Below are 18682 nucleotides of genomic sequence, written 5' to 3'. Positions count from 1 at the left end.
TCAGCCATGAGCAAGAATCCCAATTCGCCGTCCACGGGCCACGCCTCCAATCCTTCGGCCATTCCGGCCCCCATGCAGCCTCCCCGGTCGCTGCCGAAGCAGAACAAGGTATGGAGCCGTTTCACCCGCAGGATTCAAGCGATTCCGCTGAGCACGAAACTGGTCACCTGCATCATCGTGCTGCTGACCATCGGCACCATCGGCATCTCCTTTTCCATACGTACGTTGGTGGGCAATTATCTGCTGCAGAAGACCGATACGCAGCTGATCAACCAAGCCCAGCTGATTTTCAACAGCATGGACTCGCTCAGCAGCGACACCGGCGATGACGGGCGCAGCCTCATGAACACGTATTACGTGGAGGTGCGCGACAGCGAATACAAAAGCACGGGTGCCGGATCGGTGCCCATGCTCCGTGACGGAGTGGTTTCGGAACCAAGCCTGCCGGCCGACGGCAGCATCGACGGCGTCACTCTTGGACAGCCATTCACGACACGTGCGGTGGTGCACATCACCACAAGCCGCACCCCGGATCATTCCATCATGCAGGCTGCGCAGTCGCCATGGCGTGTTGTCGCGTTGCCTTGGAACGAGAAGACACGGACCGGGCAAGTCAAGGACAGTGGCGTCGTGTTCATCGGCCTGTCGCTGAGCGATCAGATCGACACGGCCAACACATTGACGCGATTCTGCGCGATGGTGGGCATCGCGGTGGTGCTGATCGGCGCGATACTCGGCACCATTCTGGTGCAAAGCACGCTCGCGCCCTTGAAGCGGATTGAAAAAACCGCCGCGAAAATCGCCGCGGGAGATCTCAGCCAACGTGTGCCAGACCTGCCGGAAAGCACGGAGGTCGGCTCTCTGTCCATGTCGCTGAACACCATGCTGACACGCATCGAGGAGAGCTTCCACGCGCAGGAAGAGACCACCGAAAAAATGAAGCGGTTCGTCTCGGACGCCAGTCACGAATTGCGTACGCCGCTCGCCGCCATTCACGGGTACGCCGAGCTGTACAAAATGCAGCGCGACATGCCTGGGGCTTTGGAGAGGGCTGACGAATCCATCGAACATATCGAGGCATCCAGCGCGCGTATGACGGTTCTGGTGGAGGACCTGCTGTCTTTGGCTCGTTTGGACGAAGGACGTGGCATCGACATCACGCAGCAGGTGAAGCTGACCTCCGTGGTGCGCGACGCAGCCGATGACCTGCATGCGCTCGACCCCGACCGCGGCATTTCCTGCGGACAGGTCGTGCTCCAACCAGGTACCGATATGGACCATCCCGCCCAATTCGCCTTCCAAAATGGCCAGATGCCCCAGATTGAGTTGAAGGGTGATGCTTCGAGACTGCGTCAAGTGGTCACCAACATCGTGGGCAATATCCACCGGTATACGCCGGCGGACTCGCCTGTGGAGATCTCTATGGGTGTGCTCCCCGCGTCGATCAGTCCCGAATCCCTATCCCGTATGCCGTCCAATGAGCAGTCGCTTCGCCATCTGGTCGAAGCCATCGAAGTGGGGCAGTCCATGCAAGTGGGTATGAACTACGCGATTGTGCGATTCAGCGACCACGGTCCCGGCGTGCCGCCGGAGGCACGGTCGAAGATCTTCGAACGTTTCTACACCGCCGACCCGTCGCGTGCGCGTCAGAAGGGCGGTACGGGACTCGGCATGGCAATCGCGCAATCCGTGGTCAAGGCGCATCATGGATTCATCTGCGCATCCGGCAGCGAAGGAACGGGACTGATCCTGACGGTGGTGCTGCCGATCGCCCCGGTCGAACCCAAGCCGCAGCCGATTACGGCGAGCGAGAATCGAAAAAACGAAAAAAAGAATCGCAAATCAAAGAAATAACGCTCTTTTCCGTCGGGAAAGCAGACGCTATCGGCGCGGAAGGATGGGTGCGGCCCACCTCTTGCGCTAAACTGTATCTTTGGTTTGAAAATGGGCGAATGGTTTTACCTATTCGCGTGAAGGTATCTGATCAGCAAAATGTGAGGTGACAATGCCGAGCGGACGTGTTCGTTGGTTTGATGCGAACAAAGGCTATGGTTTCATTCAGACGGGTGAGAGCACGGATGATGTGTTCCTGCCCGCTGCCGCCCTTCCCGAGGGCGTGAAGACGCTGCGTAAGGGCGCCAAGGTCGAGTATTCCGTCATTGATGGTCGTCGTGGGCCGCAGGCGATGGGAGTGACGCTGGTTGCCTCGGCCCCGTCGCTGGTTAAAGCCACCCGTCCGAAGCCGGACGATATGGCCGCCATCGTGGAGGATCTGATCAAGCTGCTTGACTCCGCGGGCAATCAGCTTCGTCGACATCGCTATCCTTCACCGGCTGAAAGCAAGAAGCTCGCCACGCTTCTGCGCGCGGTCGCCGACAATTTCGACGTACAGGAATAGAGTTTCATGTCCGATACCACAATGGATCCCAAGGCAATCGCCCAAGCGGTCGCTGTCACAGTGTCCGACGAGGACGGTCAGGTCGGCGACTTCGTGGAAGCCATCGACCTGGGAGACAACGTCACCGATTTCCGCTTCGAATCCCGAGTACGCGGCTACGAAGGCTGGCAATGGTCGGTCACGTTATACCATGATGTCGAACTGGACCATTGGACGGTCAACGAATCATCCCTGGTCCCGACCGACAAGGCCCTGCGTCCGCCAAAATGGATTCCTTGGAAGGACCGTCTCGAGCCGGGCGATTTGGCGGTGACCGATTCAATCGGCACCGATCCCGATGACCCCCGCATGGAAGAGGGCTTCCGCAAGACGCAGGATGCCGAGACATCGGACGATACGGACGACAAACCGTCAGTCGCGGATGAAACCGTACAGGAACCGGCGATGGATGGAAACGCTTCGGATGAGTCTGAGAAGACGGACGTTTCGGAGGATTCCGAACAGCCTGTGACGTCCGAAGAGGATGTCGAAGAGGCGGTCGAGGAATTCGACCTGTCCCGCAGGCACGTGTTGACTCCGCTTGGCCGGTCGCAGACCGCGAAACGTTGGTACGAAGGCCCACATGGGCCAAAATCGCTATCCACCAAGACGGCCGACGGCAATCCTTGCTCCACGTGCGGATTCTTCATTCCGCTGAAGGGTGAGTTGAACCTGCTGTTCGGCGTGTGCGCCAACAAGTGGAGCCCGGATGACGGCAGGGTCGTGTCCATCGATCATGGCTGCGGAGAGCATTCCGAAATCGATCCACCGGAGCCGTCGCATCTGTGGGTGCAGTCGAAGCCGGCGTTCGACGACATGCATATCGATATCATCGCCCAGGCGCCGCGTGACGAGCGGGGCTCCGTGGAGCTGATCGAACAGCTTTCGTCCGATGACGACCATAATCCGAATGAGGATGAGGAAGGTTCGGACGCGGACATCGAAGCCAACACCATCGACGACGACGCCAGCCAAGAGGATGTGCTTGAGCATGTGGCTTCCGACGATGCGCCTGAAGTAGAGACCACCGTCACCGTGGTCGACGAGAATAAGCCGGAAACGTCGGACGATACCGAATCGACTGATACGGCTGAGCCGACTGAATCGGACGAGCCAGTCGAACAGGCTGAACAGGTTGATTCCGCCGATTCCGTCAATTCCGCCGAGTCGTTCGAGCCGGTTGAACAGATGGATGAGACGGTAGTTGAGCCGACTGCTGAAACCACCGGGCAAACGGAAAACAAATCGATGGAAGACGAATCGGCGGAAGCTGAGTCAACAGAAGCCGAATCGGCGGCGGCTGAAACAACGGAAAGCGAAATGACGGAAGCTGATTCGTCGGCCCAAGCCGAATCCGACGAATAATCGTCATCGTATATGAGAGGGCCACGTACCTGAATGTGTACGTGGCCCTCTCATATCTTGTTTTCTTTTTTATGCGGTCAGTGCACGACGGTGACGGTGCAGTCTGCGAAGTTGATGATTTGCTTGGAAACCGATCCAAGGAAATGCGCGTCCAGACCGGACAAGCCGCGCGAACCGACCACTAGATGACGTGCGTAGCGGGAAGCCGCGATAAGCCCCTTCGAGGCGGGAATATGGAAAGCGTGCGATTCGATTTGGAAATCGTCGGGAATGTTCGCTGATGAAACCTGAACCGAATCGAGCAATTCATCAAGCATGCGTTCCGCCTGCGCCTGGCCGACGGAGATGGGGGCGACGGCGTTCTCATACCCTTTGACCACGCCCAAATCTTTCAGCTGCCAGCAGAACATGACCTGCAGGGGAGCGTGATGCAGGGCCGCGAAATCGATGGCGAAACGCAAAGCGTGTTTGGAGGTCTCCGAACCATCAACGCCTACAACCACCGGACGCTGGTTCCGAGGCAGGGGAGAACCCGGCATCGTGTAGGAGACCGTTTCCTCGGTCGGCGTAAGCGCATTGGCGATGGCGTCCTGCACGGATGCCTCTTCATCATCGAGGATACGCACCACGGTGACGGGCACCTTCGCCTCCTCTGCAAGAGAAGCGGAAAGCGATCCCAGAAACCATCGTGCCACGCGTCCAAGCGAACGACGTCCGACGACGATCTGTTGGGCGTCCTTGCCGATTTCCAGAAGCGCTGCCGTTCCGGTGGCTTTGACGGAGGTGAGTTTGACGCGGTTCTCGTCAATCGTCATGCCTTGCGAGGCCTGGGCCACCCATTCGCGCAGCCGACGGGCGATATCATGACGCATCTGCGCCCATTGCTCCTCATCTTCCGGCTGGGATCCCATATCCCATGAATGGGTCCATGCGTAGACCGCATTCACCTGCTGTCCGGTCAGCGATGCTTCGCCAAGAGCCCAACGCAGGGCTGCGAAGGATTCATCGGACCCGTCGACGCCGACGACGATGTCGCCTCGGCGGGAATCCATCACATCATTTGATTGCAGGATGGTGTCGCTCATTTGGTGACCTCCTTGGTCGTTGCCATAAGTCAAGCATATCCGTTTCTTTGCGTCCATAGCGCAATTTACGCGCCGGCGGAATAAACGTCACCGCGAATCGGTAGAGTGTTGAAGGACTAACAAGAGTGGAAGGACAAGCATGTTCGAACGGTTTACCGACCGTGCGCGACGCGTGATTGTGTTGGCGCAGGAAGAAGCTCGGACCCTCCAGCACAACTACATCGGCACCGAGCATCTGCTGCTGGGCCTGATTCGTGAGGGTGAAGGCGTTGCCGCCAAGGCATTGGCCTCGAAGGGCGTGACCTTGGACGACACCCGCAAGCAGGTCGAAGAGATGATCGGCAAGGGAAATGCGTCGCCGAACGGCCACATTCCCTTCACCCCGCATGCCAGGCAGGTGTTGGAGCTGTCGCTACGTGAGGCGTTGCAGCTGGGGCACAGCTATATCGGCACCGAGCATATCCTGCTCGGTCTGATTCATGAGGGCGAAGGCGTCGGCACACAGGTGCTGATCAAGATGGATGTCAACCTTGGCGAACTGCGTAGCGCCACCATCGATCTGATCCGAGGCAATTCCAGCGACGGCAAGAACGATAGCAAGGGCGAACTCGCCAATGCCGGTGGCGTGCAGGACCGTCGCAATCAGACCGGTTCCGCGATTCTCGACCAGTTCGGCCGCAACCTTACGGCTGAGGCTGCCGCTGGGAAGCTCGATCCGGTAATCGGACGATCCAACGAGATCGAGCGTGTGATGGTGGTGTTGAGCCGCCGCACCAAGAACAACCCGGTGCTGATCGGCGAGCCTGGCGTAGGCAAGACCGCGGTGGTCGAAGGACTCGCGCAGAAGATCAACGCCGGTGATGTGCCGGAAACGCTGAAAGGCAAGCAGGTCTACTCCTTGGACCTCGGTTCCATGGTTGCTGGTTCCCGCTACCGTGGCGATTTCGAGGAACGCCTGAAGAAGGTTTTGAAGGAGATCAAAACCCGCGGCGACATCGTGCTGTTCATCGATGAGATTCACACCATCGTGGGCGCAGGCTCCGCGGATGGCGCCTTGGGCGCTTCCGATATGTTGAAGCCGATGCTGGCCCGTGGCGAACTGCAGACCATCGGCGCGACCACCACCGACGAGTACCGCAAGTACATCGAGAAGGATGCCGCGCTGGAACGTCGTTTCCAGCCGATCCAGGTGCACGAGCCGACCATCGCCGAGACCATTGAGATTCTGAAGGGCTTGCGTGAGCGTTACGAGAACCACCATCATGTGACGATCACCGATGGCGCGCTGCAGGCCGCGGCGGAACTTTCCAGCCGCTACATTCAGGACCGCCACCTGCCCGACAAGGCCATCGATCTGATCGATGAGGCCGGCGCCCGACTGCGTATCCGCAGGCTCACCGCTCCGCCGGAGCTCAAGGAATTGGACGCCAAGGCTGCCAAGCTGGCCGAGGAGAAGGACCAGGCCATCAAGGACCAGGACTTTGAGAAGGCCGCCGAGCTGCGTGACAAGCAGGAGAAGATCGAGTCCGAGCGCAAGGAGAAGGAATCCGCTTGGCGTGAGGGCGAGTCCGATGTGAAGATGGTGGTGGATGAGGACGTCATCGCTGAGGTGATTTCCCAGACCACCGGCATTCCGGTGTTCAAGCTCACCCAGGCCGAGTCCAAGAAGCTCATGGGCATGGAGAGTGAACTGCACAAGCGCATCATCGGTCAGGATGAGGCTGTGTCCGCATTGAGCCGTTCCATCCGTCGCGCACGCGTCGGATTGAAGGATCCGAAGCGTCCGGCTGGCTCGTTCATCTTCGCTGGCCCGACCGGCGTTGGTAAGACCGAGCTGGCCAAGGCTCTCGCCGAATTCCTGTTCGACGATGAGGATGCGCTGATCCGCGTGGACATGTCGGAATTCTCCGAAAAGTACGCCGCGTCGCGCCTGTTCGGTGCGCCTCCGGGATACGTCGGCTACGAAGAAGGCGGCGAACTTACCGAAAAGGTGCGTCGCAAGCCGTTCTCCGTGGTGTTGTTCGACGAAATCGAAAAAGCCCATCCGGACATTTTCAACACGCTGTTGCAGGTGCTGGACGATGGCCATCTGACCGATGGCCAGGGACGCAAGGTGGACTTCAAGAACACCATCATCATCCTGACCACCAACCTCGGCACTCGTGACATCGCCAAGGCCGCCAACACCGGTTTCAACCTGGGCACGAACACCGAATCGAGCTACCAGCGCATGAAGGAACAGGTCTCCGCCGAACTCAAGCAGCAGTTCCGTCCGGAGTTCCTGAACCGTCTGGATGACATCATCGTGTTCAAGCAGCTCACCGAACCGCAGGTGCGTCAGATCGTCGACTTGGATGTCAAGCAGCTCAACGACCGTCTGTTCGACCGTCACATGTCGCTCGAACTGACCGACGCGGCCAAGGATCTGCTCGCACAGAAGGGCTTCGACCCGCTGCTGGGCGCCCGTCCGCTGCGTCGCGTGATTCAGCGCGACATCGAGGACGCCATTTCGGAGAAGATCCTGATGGGCGACCTCGAAGATGGCCAGCGCGTGAGGGTGGACGCCGAAGGCGAAGGCATTCTGGGTGAGTTCACGTTCACCGGCGAGGCCTTCGAAGAGCCGAACCAGAAGGATAATCCGGCGGAGGCGACCGAAACGGCCACTGAAACCGATGCCGCCACTGAACCGACGGCATCGACGGAACCGGCTGATTCCGCGCAGTCACAGAACTGATTTCCAACGTTGCCGGGGTAAGAACCCCGGCAACGCGTATGCAAAAAGACCGGTGGGTTTCATGATGGAATGTCATGAAACCCACCGGTCTTTTTTACATATGCCTATTCGTCCAGCTATTCGTTCAGCTGGACGGTTGTGGTTCCGCCCGCTTCCAAGCGGAACCACAACCGTATCGCTCTATGGGAGCGTCATTACTTGATGGCGTTCAGCCACTGTTCCTTGGTGGCCTTCTCCGCCTCAAGCTTGGCCTTCTTCTTCGGATCGGACTCAGCGGCGATCTGGGCGTTAAGTTCGGCGAGCTGTGCGTTGAGCTGCTCCTCGAAGGAGGACTTACGGGCGTCGGCTTCCGGATCAGACTGCTTCCAGGCGGCATCCTCAACAGCCTTGATCTGCTTGTCGACAGCATCAAGACGGCTTTCGATGCGGTGCATGTCATCGCGCGGAACGTAGCCGATCTGGTCCCATTCCTCCTGAATGGCGGCCAATGCCTGGCGAGCCTGCTTGGCGGCCTTCTCATCCTTGACCGGCACCAAAGCCTCAGCCTTGGTCAGCAGTTCTTCCTTCTTGGCGAGATTTTCCTTTTCGGACGAGCTAATCTGCTCGCGATCGGTCTGACGGGCGTTGAAGAACGTGTCCGCCGCAGCACGGAAACGTGCCCACAGCGCGTCATCATCACGACGGCCCGCACGACCGGCCTTCTTCCAACGATCCATCAGCTCGTTGAACTTGCGGGAGGTTTCCACCCAAGCGGTGGAATCCTTGATCTCCTCGGCTTCGGCGATGATGGCCTCCTTCGCGGCCTTGGCGTTGCTGCGCTCCTCATCGCGGCCCTGGGCCCACTTGCGGCGGGCGCTGTTGAACGTAGTGCGGGCGGAGGAGAAACGGGACCACAGGGCGTCGGCGTCGGCCTTGTCGAGACGGACGCTATTGTGCTGGTGATCCTGCCACTGCTGGAACAGCGAACGGAACTTGTCCGCGGTGGAACGCCAGTTGGTGTTGTCGCCCAGGGAATTGGCCAGAGCCTCGGCCTTCTCCACAATCGCGGTACGTTCGGCCAGCGCCTTGGCGACGGCGGCCTTGTGAGCCTCGCTCAGCTCGGCCTTCTTGGCCGCTCCGGCCTCCTTCAGTGCTTCGAACTGGGACTTGAGCGCCTCAATATCTCCGACGACGGCCGGCTGCTCGATTTCGGCGGAAAGCGTCTTGATGGACTCGTCGATCTCACGGTTCTTCACATTGCTGGACTTGAGCCTGTTGGCGAACAGGTCGAGCTTTGCCTTCAGATCGAGATAGCGACGGGCATACAGTGCCAGGGCCTCTTCCTTGGAAGCGTCCGGAAACTGTCCGACCTCGCGTTCTCCCTCGCCTTCCTTCACGAACACGGTGCCGTCATCGGCGACACGGCCGAACGCTTCGGTGGCCTTGATATCGGCTTCGGAGAATCCGGTGGAGGTTGCAGGACGCTGCGGAGCCTTCTTGGCGAAGGCCGCGGGGCTCGGCGCATGCGGCTTCATGGCCGCTGGGCTCGGGACGGCCGGTTTGCTGGCCTGGGTTGCGGGCGTCGCTGCCTGCTCGTTGGTTTCAGTGGTGTTCTCGGACGCGGTGACATTCTCGTCGGCCATGGCCAGCTCCTTACGTAAGCTTCATGTAGTGCAGAGGTGACGGTCCGTGACGTGCGCTTCCACACCTTGAAAAACGCGCGGCATTTTCCGTAACCTCATTTATTATAGAGAACCGTGGCTAAAGGTGCATCTATTTCAGGATTTCCAGAGTGGCTCCCCTCTGAACGTGTTGTGGAGCAGCGTGTCATCGACACGCTCCGTAATGTATTCGAGCTCAATGGCTTCATAGGCATTGAAACCCGTGCTGTTGAGCAGGGTTCCAGCCTGCTCAAGAAAGGCGAGACCAGCAAGGAGATTTACCTGCTGAGCCGTCTTCAGGAAGTCGGACACGAGTCCGACACTCCGATTGAGGATCGTCTTGGTCTGCACTTCGATCTGACCGTTCCGCTGAGCCGTTATGTCGTCGAACATTCCGGCGATCTGGCGTTCCCGTTCAAACGTTGGCAGATTCAGAAGGTCTGGCGTGGCGAACGCCCGCAGGAAGGACGTTTCCGCGAGTTCGTGCAGGCCGACATCGACGTGATCGGCAATGGCGATCTGCCCGACCATTACGAGGTCGAATTGCCGTTGGTCATGGTGTCCGCATTGGAACGTCTGCGCGAGTTCGGTCTGCCGAAGGCCACCGTGCATGCGAACAACCGCAAACTTTCCGAAGGCTTCTACCGTGGTTTGGGCCTTACGGATATCGAAGGCGTGCTGCGTGAGATCGACAAGCTCGACAAGATCGGCGCCGATGAGGTGGCCAAGCTGCTCGTCGAAGGCTGCGGCGCCGACGAAGCCCAGGCCCGTGCCTGCCTCGAACTGGCCGAGCTGACCGCCGCCGACGGCAAGGAACTGTCCGACAAGTTCGACGCATTGTGCGCCAAGCATGACATCGCGTCTGATTCCGACGCCTACGTGTTGGCACGCCAGGGACTCGACACGCTGGCGATGATCGTCGACGAGGCCGCGCGCATCCGTCCGGGCTCCGTGATCGCCGATCTGAAAATCGCCCGTGGTCTTGATTACTACACCGGTTCCGTGTATGAGACGTTCCTCGACGGCGCCGCCGCTTTGGGCTCCATCTGCTCCGGCGGCCGTTACGACAACCTCGCATCGCAGGGCAACAAGAAGTACCCGGGCGTGGGCCTGTCCATCGGCCTGTCCCGCCTGGTCTCCTACATGCTGCACACCGCGGGCGCGCACGCCAACCGTGTGTCTCCGGCATCCGTGCTCGTGGCGGTATGGAATGAAGCCGACCGCTCCGCGTCCAACCTGATCGCCAACCAGCTGCGCTCCCGTGGCATCGCGGCGGACGTGGCGCCGACCGCGGCCAAGCTCGGCAAGCAGATCAAATATGCAGACAAGCTCGGCATCCCGTACGTCTGGTTCCCGGCCGACGCTTCCGAAGAGGGCGCCCAGGACGAAGTCAAGAACATCATCACAGGAGACCAGCGGCCGGCTGACGCACAGTCGTGGGAGCCGGATACTGTGTATGCCCAGCAAACCGTTACCGTTGAAGCCTGAAATCGCAAGACTTCGCAACATACAAGAGGATAAGGAATAGGGGAAGCATGAGCCAGACGGCTTACAGAACACATCATGCAACCGAAGTGACCGAACAGCTCGTCGGTCAGAAGGTGACGCTCGCCGGTTGGGTCGATCGTCGCCGCGACCACGGTGGCGTGGCCTTCATCGATCTTCGCGACAACACCGGTCTGGTGCAGGTCGTCATCTATGACGAGGAGATGGCCCGTCCGCTGCGCTCCGAATTCGTGATCCAGGTCGTCGGCGAGGTTCGTCTGCGTCCGGACGGCAACGAGAACGAGCATCTGGCCACCGGCAAGATCGAAGTCGTGGCCGAAAGCATCGAAGTGCTGGCCAAGTCCGATGCTCTGCCGTTCCAGGTCTCCACCGCTCTTGAGAACGAGTCCGAGAACAAGCTGCCGGGCGAGGACGTGCGTTTGAAGTACCGTTACCTCGACCTGCGTCGTCCGTCCATGCAGCGCAATCTGAAGCTACGCGCCCAGATGTCGAAGGCCGCCCGCCATGCGCTGGAGGAAATGGGCTTCGAGGAGATCGAAACCCCGACCATGATCAAGTCCACGCCGGAAGGCGCCCGTGACTTCGTCGTGCCGGCCCGTCTGGTGCCGGGTTCCTGGTACGCTCTGCCGCAGTCCCCGCAGCTGCTCAAGCAGCTGCTCATGGTCTCCGGCGTCGAGCGTTACTACCAGCTGGCCCGCTGCTATCGTGACGAGGACTTCCGCGCCGACCGCCAGCCGGAATTCACCCAGCTCGACATGGAGATGGCCTTCGTGGACCAGGAGGACGTGATGGCCATGGCCGAAAAGGTCATCGCCGCCATCTGGAAGTCCGCCGGCTACGACATCAAGCTGCCGATCCAGCGCATCACCTGGCAGGACGCCATGGACAAGTACGGTTCCGACAAGCCGGATCTGCGTTTCGGCAATCCGCTGATCGAACTGACCGATTACTTCAAGAACACGCCGTTCCGCGTGTTCCAGGCCCCATACGTCGGCGCGGTGCTCTTCAAGGGTGGCGCGGCCACGCCTCGCCGTCAGTTCGACGCATGGCAGGATTGGGCCAAGCAGCGTGGCGCCAAGGGCCTCGCCTATGTGGTGTTCGCCGAGAACGGCGAACTCAAGGGCCCCGTCGCCAAGAACCTGTCCGAAGAGGAACGCAACGGTCTGAAGGAAGCCGTCGGCGCCGAAGACGGCGACGCCGTGTTCTTCGCAGCCGGTCGCCGCACCTCCTCCCAGGAACTGCTGGGCGCCGTGCGTGTCGAGCTTGCCCGCCGCGCGGGCCTGCTCAAGCCCGACGATTTCGCCTTCACTTGGGTTGTGGACTTCCCGCTGTTCAAGCCGACCGATGACCCGGACGACGACGATGTGGCAGTCGGCCACTCCAAGTGGACCTCCATGCATCACCCGTTCACCATGCCGTCCAAGGATTGGATCGACAAGTTCGACAAGGATCCGGAACACGCCATGTCCGATTCCTACGACATCGTATGCAACGGCAACGAAATGGGCGGCGGCTCCGTGCGTATCCACCGCGACGACATTCAGGACCGTGTGCTTGACGTGCTTGGCATCACGCCGGAAGAGGCCGCAGACAAGTTCGGCTTCCTGCTTGAGGCATTCAAGTACGGCGCTCCGCCTCACGCCGGCATCGCTCTCGGCTGGGATCGTACCGCCGCAATTCTGGCTGGCGCCGACTCCATCCGCGACGTCATCGCCTTCCCGAAGGCTGGCGGCGGCCGCGATCCGCTGACCGGCGCTCCGGCTCCGATCTCCGCTGAGCAGCGCGCCGAGACCGGTGTCGATTACGATCCGGATGAGGACGAGGACTGATACGGTTTCGCCCATAGATGAATGAAAAATGTCCGAACATCAATGATGCTCGGACATTTTTTATTATTCGCGTTGTCTATTTTCCGTCGCTGTCATTACAGTGGAGCGTGTTTGATTATCCGGCAACCAGAAAGGGTTGAAGCGCGGTATGAAATCGAAAACACAGGACAAGAAGCGACTGAACACGGTCGGCATGCGCATATGCGCGCTGTTCGCCGTGCTCGCCGTGGTCTTTGCGGCATTCATGACGACCGTTCCGCATGCGCTCGCCTCCGAAACTGGCAATCCGGCCTCGGTCAAGGGCAAGACATATAAAATCGGCACCGACACCACGTTCGCACCGTTCGAATACCGTGAGAACGGCAAGATGACCGGCATCGACATGGAGCTAATCCGAGGCATCGCCAAGGAAGAGGGCTTTAAGGTCGAGATACAGTCGCTGGGATTCAACGCCGCGTTGCAGGCCCTAAGCTCCAACCAGGTGGACGTCGTCATAGCCGGCATGTCCATCACTGACGAGCGTAAAGCCTCCTATGATTTCTCGAATCCGTATTTCCAATCCGGCATCCAGATGGCCGTCGCGGCCAACAACGACGACGTCACCGGCTATAAGGACCTCAAAGGCCGGACGGTTGTGGCGAAAACCGGCTCGGAGGGCGAATCGTACGCCAAACAGCATGCCGACAAGTACGGTTACAAGGTGACTTCCGTCGACCAATCCTCAACCATGTACGAGATGGTCAAATCCGGCAATGCCGTCGCGGTGTTCGACGATTATCCGGTACTGGCATATGGCGTATCGCAGAACAACGGTCTGAAAATCGTGACTCCGAAGGTGCCGCACGGCGAATACGGCATGGCCGTGAACAAAGGCATGAACGCAGATTTGCTGGCCGCCATCAACGATGGATTGAACAAGATGATCGCTTCGGGAGAATACGAGCGAATCGTCGCACAATATCTTGGCAAGCAAGGCGCGAAAGAGCAGGCCAAATCGATTTCCGGCATGATCACCGACAATGGCGACAACAGCGCTGAACAACAGAAGGTCGGTTTCCTCGGACTGGTCAAACAGTCGATGCCGGCATTGCTGACGGGCTTGAGGAACACGCTGCTGATCACGCTGCTTTCCTTCGCGATCGCATTGGTGCTCGGCGTCGCGTTCGGCCTGATGAAGGTTTCGGAAAGCAAAATCGCCGCAGGATTGGCCAATGTGTACATCGCGGTGTTCCGCGGCACCCCGATCCTGGTGTGGGCGTTCTTCTTCTACTTCGGCGTGCCCCAGCTCATCGGACATAGCGTGAACATCTGGGTCGCCGGCGCATTGACCTTGTCGCTCAACTCCGGCGCGTACCTGGCGGAAATCGTGCGTGGCGCAGTCCAATCGGTCGATTCCGGACAGATGGAGGGCGCGCGTTCGCTGGGACTCAACCACAGGCAGGCCATGCGCCGAGTGATTCTGCCGCAGGCCAGCAAAATCGCCATGCCTTCGATCATCAACCAGCTGGTCATCATGATCAAGGACTCCTCTCTGCTGCTCGCCATCGGCTTCGGTGAGCTGCTGTACCAGGCGCAGCAGCTGTACGCGGCGAACTTCCGCGTAACCGAAACGCTGCTGATCGTCGGCGTCATGTACTTCGTGGCCATCACCATCCTGACGTGGCTGGCCAACATCGTGGACAGGAAGGTGAACCGATGAACGAGAACGACGTGATCATCGACGTCAAGGATCTGCACAAAAGCTACGGGCAGACCGAGGTCATCAAAGGCGTCGACATGACCGTGCGCAAAGGCGAGGTGATCTGCATCATCGGACCGTCCGGCGCCGGCAAATCCACCATATTGCGTTGCCTGAACGGACTCGAACAGGCCACCGGCGGCAAGATCGTGGTCAACGGACACGATTTGACGGACAGCCATGTGAACATCGACCAGGTGCGCGAGCAGGTGGGCATGGTGTTCCAGCATTTCAACCTGTTCAACAACATGAGCGTGATCGACAACATCACCCTCGCACCGAAACTGGTGCATCATGAAACGGATGAGCAGGCCCGCGCGCACGCCATGGAACTGCTGAAAACCGTAGGATTGGCCGAAAAAGCCGACGCCATGCCGAAATCGCTGTCCGGCGGGCAGAAGCAGCGTGTGGCGATCGCGCGCTCGCTGGCGATGAATCCGAAGGTGATGCTGTTCGACGAGGCGACATCCGCGCTCGACCCGGAAATGGTGGGCGATGTGCTCGAAGTGATTCGCGACCTTGCCGCCAAAGGCATGACCATGGTGCTGGTGACCCATGAGATGGGCTTCGCACGCGAAGTGGCCACGAGGGTCATCTTCACCGATGCCGGCGTGATCGAGGAAGAGGGAACCCCTGACGAGATCTTCAACCATCCGAAGAGCGAACGATTGAAGACCTTCCTCTCCAAGGTGCTGTGACATTGCTCCGGCGGCGATCCGTTTGATGAATATGTTCGTCAAACGGTATGAAATGTCTCATATTCCGGACGAAATGATGTGAACGGGCAGTATAGGAAACATGAATTTCGCATTGCTTTCTTATACTACCCTTTATGTCTGAAATGAAAGAAACCGAAGCGAAGCGTCCCATCATGCCGGACGCGGGAGCGGATAACAGGCCGCTCGTCGAACTGACCCATGTCGAGAAGCATTATGGCGATCTGCATGTGCTCAAGGACATCAACCTCACCGTGCGCAAAGGCGAGGTGCTCGTCATCGTCGGACCGTCCGGCTCCGGCAAATCCACGATGTGCCGCACCATCAACCGTCTGGAAACCATCGATTCCGGCGATATCCGCATCGACGGCAAACCGCTGCCGCAGGAAGGCAAGGAACTCGCCAAACTGCGTGCGGAAGTGGGCATGGTGTTCCAATCGTTCAACCTGTTCGCCAACAAAACCATTCTGGAGAATGTGACGCTGGCTCCGATCAAGGTTCGTCATATGGACAAGAAGGCCGCCGAAGATCTTGCCATGGATCTGCTGGGCCGCGTCGGCGTGGCCTCGCAGGCTTCCAAAATGCCGTCTCAGCTTTCCGGCGGCCAGCAGCAGCGTGTCGCCATCGCCCGCGCCCTCGCCATGCAGCCGAAGGTCATGCTGTTCGACGAGCCAACGTCCGCGCTCGACCCGGAAATGGTCAACGAAGTGCTTGACGTCATGGTCGAACTCGCCCACGAAGGCATGACCATGCTGTGCGTGACCCACGAGATGGGTTTCGCGCGCAAGGTGGCCGACAAGGTCGTGTTCATGGCCGACGGACAGATTCTCGAACAGAGCACGCCGGACGACTTCTTCGAACATCCGAAGACCGATCGCGCCAAGGACTTCCTGTCGAAGATCCTCACCCACTGAAGTGACGGAACATAACGACAGAAGAAGGAACCTGATATGAAACCACTTTCGATCACGGCGAAACGCATGTTGCGCAGAGCCGTCGCGGCATTCTGCGCGTGCGCGTGCGTGTTCGCGGTATCCGCATGCGGCGCGGACGAAACCGGCAAGATCCGCATCGGCATCAAATTCGACCAGCCTGGCCTGGGCTTCAAGAAGAACGGCACCTACGTCGGCTTCGACGTGGACGTGGCCAAGTACGTGGCCAAGAAACTCGGCTATTCCGAAGACGAGATCGTATGGAAGGAATCGCCGTCCAAGCAGCGTGAGGCTATGCTGCAGAACGGCGATGTCGATTACATCGTCGCATCCTATTCCATCACCGACGAACGCAAGAAGGTCGTCGATTTCGCCGGCCCGTATTTCGTGGCCGGACAGGATCTGCTGGTACGCAAGGACGAAACCGGCATTGACGGACCTAAGGATCTGAACGGCAAGCGGCTGTGCTCCATGACCGGCACCACATCCGCCGTCAACGTCAAGGAGAAGTTCGCCAAGCAGACCCAGCTGATGGAACAGCCCGGCATGGCGGAATGCGCCACCGCGTTGCTTTCCGGCATTGTGGACGCCGCCACCACCGACGACATCATTCTCGCCGGCCTCGCATCCGCCTCACGTGGACGCCTGCGCGTGGTGGGCAAGCCGTTCACCCAGGAGTATTACGGCATCGGTGTCAAGAAGGGCAACACCGAGCTGAAGAACAAAATCAACAACGCCATCACCGATATGATTCAGGACGGTTCTTGGCAAAGGGCCATTTCCGACAACACCAGGGGAGTGGCCTACACGCCGAACGCCAAGTACAATCCGCCGGTGCCGAATGGAAAGGGGAATAAGTGATGGACGGATTCCTCGCGTTGTTCAGCCAATACAACATTCCCGGCGCGTTTCTGGTGAACATCGAGCTGACCCTGTGGTCGGCGTTGTTCTCCACGATTCTGGGCGTCATCCTCGTGATGATGCGCATTTCTCCGATCGCCTCGCTCCGTACCGTTTCCGGTGCCTACGTCGAACTGTTCAAGAACCTGCCGCTGACCATCATCATGGTGTTCATGGTGCTGGGTGCGTACGCGCAGCTGAAGTTCAGCTTCTCCGACACGTTCGCCACCAACTTCTTCTGGCTGGCCGTGACGGGCCTGAGCCTGTACACCGCGGCTTTCGTATGTGAATCGCTGCGCTCCGGCATCAACACCGTGCCGCTTGGTCAAGCCGAGGCCGCCCGCGCGTTGGGCCTGAACTTCATGCAGGCCGCCACTCAGATCATCCTGCCGCAGGCGTTCCGCGGTTCCGTGGCACCGTTGGGCAACACGCTGATCGCATTGCTGAAAAACTCCACCGTCGCGGCGGCGGCATCCGTGGCCACCGAAACCTCGACGATGATGAGCGAAATGATCGAATACCACGCCGACCAAATCGTACCGATCTTCCTGATCTTCGCCTTCGGCTATGTGGTTCTGATCATTCCGATCGGCATGCTGACCACGTATCTGTCCAACAAGCTCGCGGTGAGGAGGTGACGCGACATGGCAAGCAATGAAAGCGCGGTGCTGTTCGACCAGCCTGGTCCGAAGGGCCGCAAAACCATCCGTATCGTCAATTGGATCGCAGGCATCATCTTCGCGGTGGTGGTCGTGCTGATCCTCATGCGTCTGCACAATCCGCCGGACGGCGAGAACCAGCTGAGCTGGGAACTGTGGAAACCGGCGCTTGACGCCGAAGCATGGACCGACTTCTATCTGCCGGGACTGTGGGCCACGATCCGCGCGTCCGTACTGGCCGTGGTCGGAGCCGTGGTGTTCGGCCTGGTCTTTGGTGTGGGCCGACTGCTGCCGAGCCTGCTGATCCGTACCATTTCCGGCGCGATCGTGGAATTCGCACGAGCCGTCCCCGTTCTGCTGCTCATGATCTTCTTCTGGCGCTGGTTCGCCTTCGCAGGTCTGCCCAGCCCCGCGTATCGGGCGGTGGTGCTCGCGCTTGTGATCTACAACGGATCCGTGGTGGCCGAGCTGGTGCGTTCCGGCGTGGGCAACCTGCCGAACGGCCAGCGTGAGGCCTCGCTCGCCTTGGGATTGACCCGCACGCAGTCGCTGTTGCAGATCGAAGTGCCGCAGGCCATCTACGCCATGCTGCCGGCGGCCGTGACCCAGCTGGTCGTCGTGTTGAAGGACACCGCGCTCGGCTCGATCATCATGTACACTGACCTGCTGCAGGAATCACGTCGACTCGGCTCCATGTATTTCAACATCCTACAGACGCTGGTGGTGGCCGCGGTCGTCTATTTCATCGTCTGCTGGCTGCTAAGCAGACTGGCCGAATGGCTGCCGTCGCGCATGCAGCAGCATACGGCTGCACCGGCCGAACCGGAACCGGTCGCGCCGATCGCCATCATGGATCCGTCGAACGTGAACCAGATCGCCGTGGCCAAGGAAGGCGTGCCGCTGGGTGGCGCGCAGCGTGTCTACCATGTGCACCATCGCGGCACCAACGCGTCCATCCACCAGTGGCGTCAGACCAGGTACGCCCAAGGCTTCGATGAGACGCATCCGGAAAGCCAGGTCAAATTCGACAAGAATGGACATCCGATCAAGGACAATCCGTTCAAGACGAAGGGCGATGGCAAGGACAAGAACAAGTCCGAAGCCGACGAATAGCACCGGTATCGCATAACACGCGTAGGGG

General features: G+C 59.5%; 14 protein-coding genes. 12 read left to right on the top strand and 2 right to left on the bottom strand.

Features of this window, described 5'->3' with window-relative positions; genetic code table 11:
• Positions 1–72: 72 nt before the first annotated feature.
• The 3 genes from OGI63_RS07140 to OGI63_RS07130 all read left to right on the top strand — a co-directional run bounded on the left by OGI63_RS07140 (position 73) and on the right by OGI63_RS07130 (position 3802).
• Positions 73–1854: a sensor histidine kinase gene (locus OGI63_RS07140; RefSeq protein WP_011743005.1), complete on the top strand. Its 1782-nt coding sequence runs from the start codon at positions 73–75 to the stop codon at positions 1852–1854.
• 151 nt (positions 1855–2005) lie between these two features.
• Positions 2006–2398, top strand: coding sequence for a cold-shock protein (locus tag OGI63_RS07135; protein ID WP_003808704.1), 393 nt, complete (start codon positions 2006–2008; stop codon positions 2396–2398).
• Positions 2399–2404: 6 nt separating this feature from the next.
• Positions 2405–3802, top strand: a complete 1398-nt coding sequence (locus OGI63_RS07130; RefSeq protein WP_011743006.1) for a DUF3027 domain-containing protein — start codon at positions 2405–2407, stop codon at positions 3800–3802.
• Between the two features lie 77 nt (positions 3803–3879).
• Here the strand turns inward: OGI63_RS07130 and OGI63_RS07125 are convergent, their stop codons facing one another.
• Positions 3880–4887 carry a universal stress protein gene (locus tag OGI63_RS07125; RefSeq protein ID WP_021913929.1) on the bottom strand — a complete coding sequence of 336 codons (1008 nt, stop codon included), beginning with the start codon at positions 4885–4887 and terminating at the stop codon, positions 3880–3882.
• Positions 4888–5026: 139 nt separating this feature from the next.
• On the opposite strand from OGI63_RS07125, the gene OGI63_RS07120 reads away from it, so the two are divergent.
• Complete coding sequence (locus tag OGI63_RS07120; protein ID WP_011743014.1) at positions 5027–7621, top strand: ATP-dependent Clp protease ATP-binding subunit; 2595 nt, start codon at positions 5027–5029, stop codon at positions 7619–7621.
• 194 nt (positions 7622–7815) lie between these two features.
• Here the strand turns inward: OGI63_RS07120 and OGI63_RS07115 are convergent, their stop codons facing one another.
• Complete coding sequence (locus OGI63_RS07115; RefSeq protein ID WP_011743015.1) at positions 7816–9243, bottom strand: DUF349 domain-containing protein; 1428 nt, start codon at positions 9241–9243, stop codon at positions 7816–7818.
• Positions 9244–9357: 114 nt separating this feature from the next.
• On the opposite strand from OGI63_RS07115, the gene hisS reads away from it, so the two are divergent.
• From hisS to OGI63_RS07075, 8 genes are all read left to right on the top strand, one after another.
• Positions 9358–10749 carry a histidine--tRNA ligase gene (gene hisS, locus OGI63_RS07110; protein ID WP_011743016.1) on the top strand — a complete coding sequence of 464 codons (1392 nt, stop codon included), beginning with the start codon at positions 9358–9360 and terminating at the stop codon, positions 10747–10749.
• Between the two features lie 47 nt (positions 10750–10796).
• Positions 10797–12596, top strand: coding sequence for an aspartate--tRNA ligase (gene aspS, locus OGI63_RS07105; RefSeq protein ID WP_003808714.1), 1800 nt, complete (start codon positions 10797–10799; stop codon positions 12594–12596).
• 148 nt (positions 12597–12744) lie between these two features.
• Complete coding sequence (locus tag OGI63_RS07100) at positions 12745–14295, top strand: ABC transporter substrate-binding protein/permease (RefSeq protein WP_041777273.1); 1551 nt, start codon at positions 12745–12747, stop codon at positions 14293–14295.
• Entirely contained in the window at positions 14292–15032 is a 741-nt protein-coding gene (locus tag OGI63_RS07095) for an amino acid ABC transporter ATP-binding protein (RefSeq protein WP_003808719.1), read from the top strand. Before OGI63_RS07100 ends, OGI63_RS07095 begins: the two co-directional genes overlap by 4 nt.
• 173 nt (positions 15033–15205) lie before the next feature.
• A complete protein-coding gene (locus OGI63_RS07090; RefSeq protein ID WP_172458549.1) occupies positions 15206–15964 on the top strand; it encodes an amino acid ABC transporter ATP-binding protein in 759 nt (252 codons plus the stop codon).
• Between the two features lie 66 nt (positions 15965–16030).
• Entirely contained in the window at positions 16031–16843 is an 813-nt protein-coding gene (locus tag OGI63_RS07085; protein WP_011743019.1) for a glutamate ABC transporter substrate-binding protein, read from the top strand.
• On the top strand, positions 16843–17520 hold the full coding sequence (locus OGI63_RS07080; RefSeq protein WP_011743020.1) for an amino acid ABC transporter permease: 678 nt from the start codon (positions 16843–16845) through the stop codon (positions 17518–17520). Before OGI63_RS07085 ends, OGI63_RS07080 begins: the two co-directional genes overlap by 1 nt.
• Positions 17521–17526: 6 nt before the next feature.
• Positions 17527–18654, top strand: a complete 1128-nt coding sequence (locus tag OGI63_RS07075; protein WP_264309068.1) for an amino acid ABC transporter permease — start codon at positions 17527–17529, stop codon at positions 18652–18654.
• The last annotated feature ends 28 nt before the right edge of the window (positions 18655–18682 follow it).

This window comes from Bifidobacterium sp. KRGSERBCFTRI, assembly GCF_025908335.1.
The sequence above is the reverse complement of the archived record's forward strand: the minus strand, read 5'-3'. Positions and strand labels throughout refer to the sequence as shown.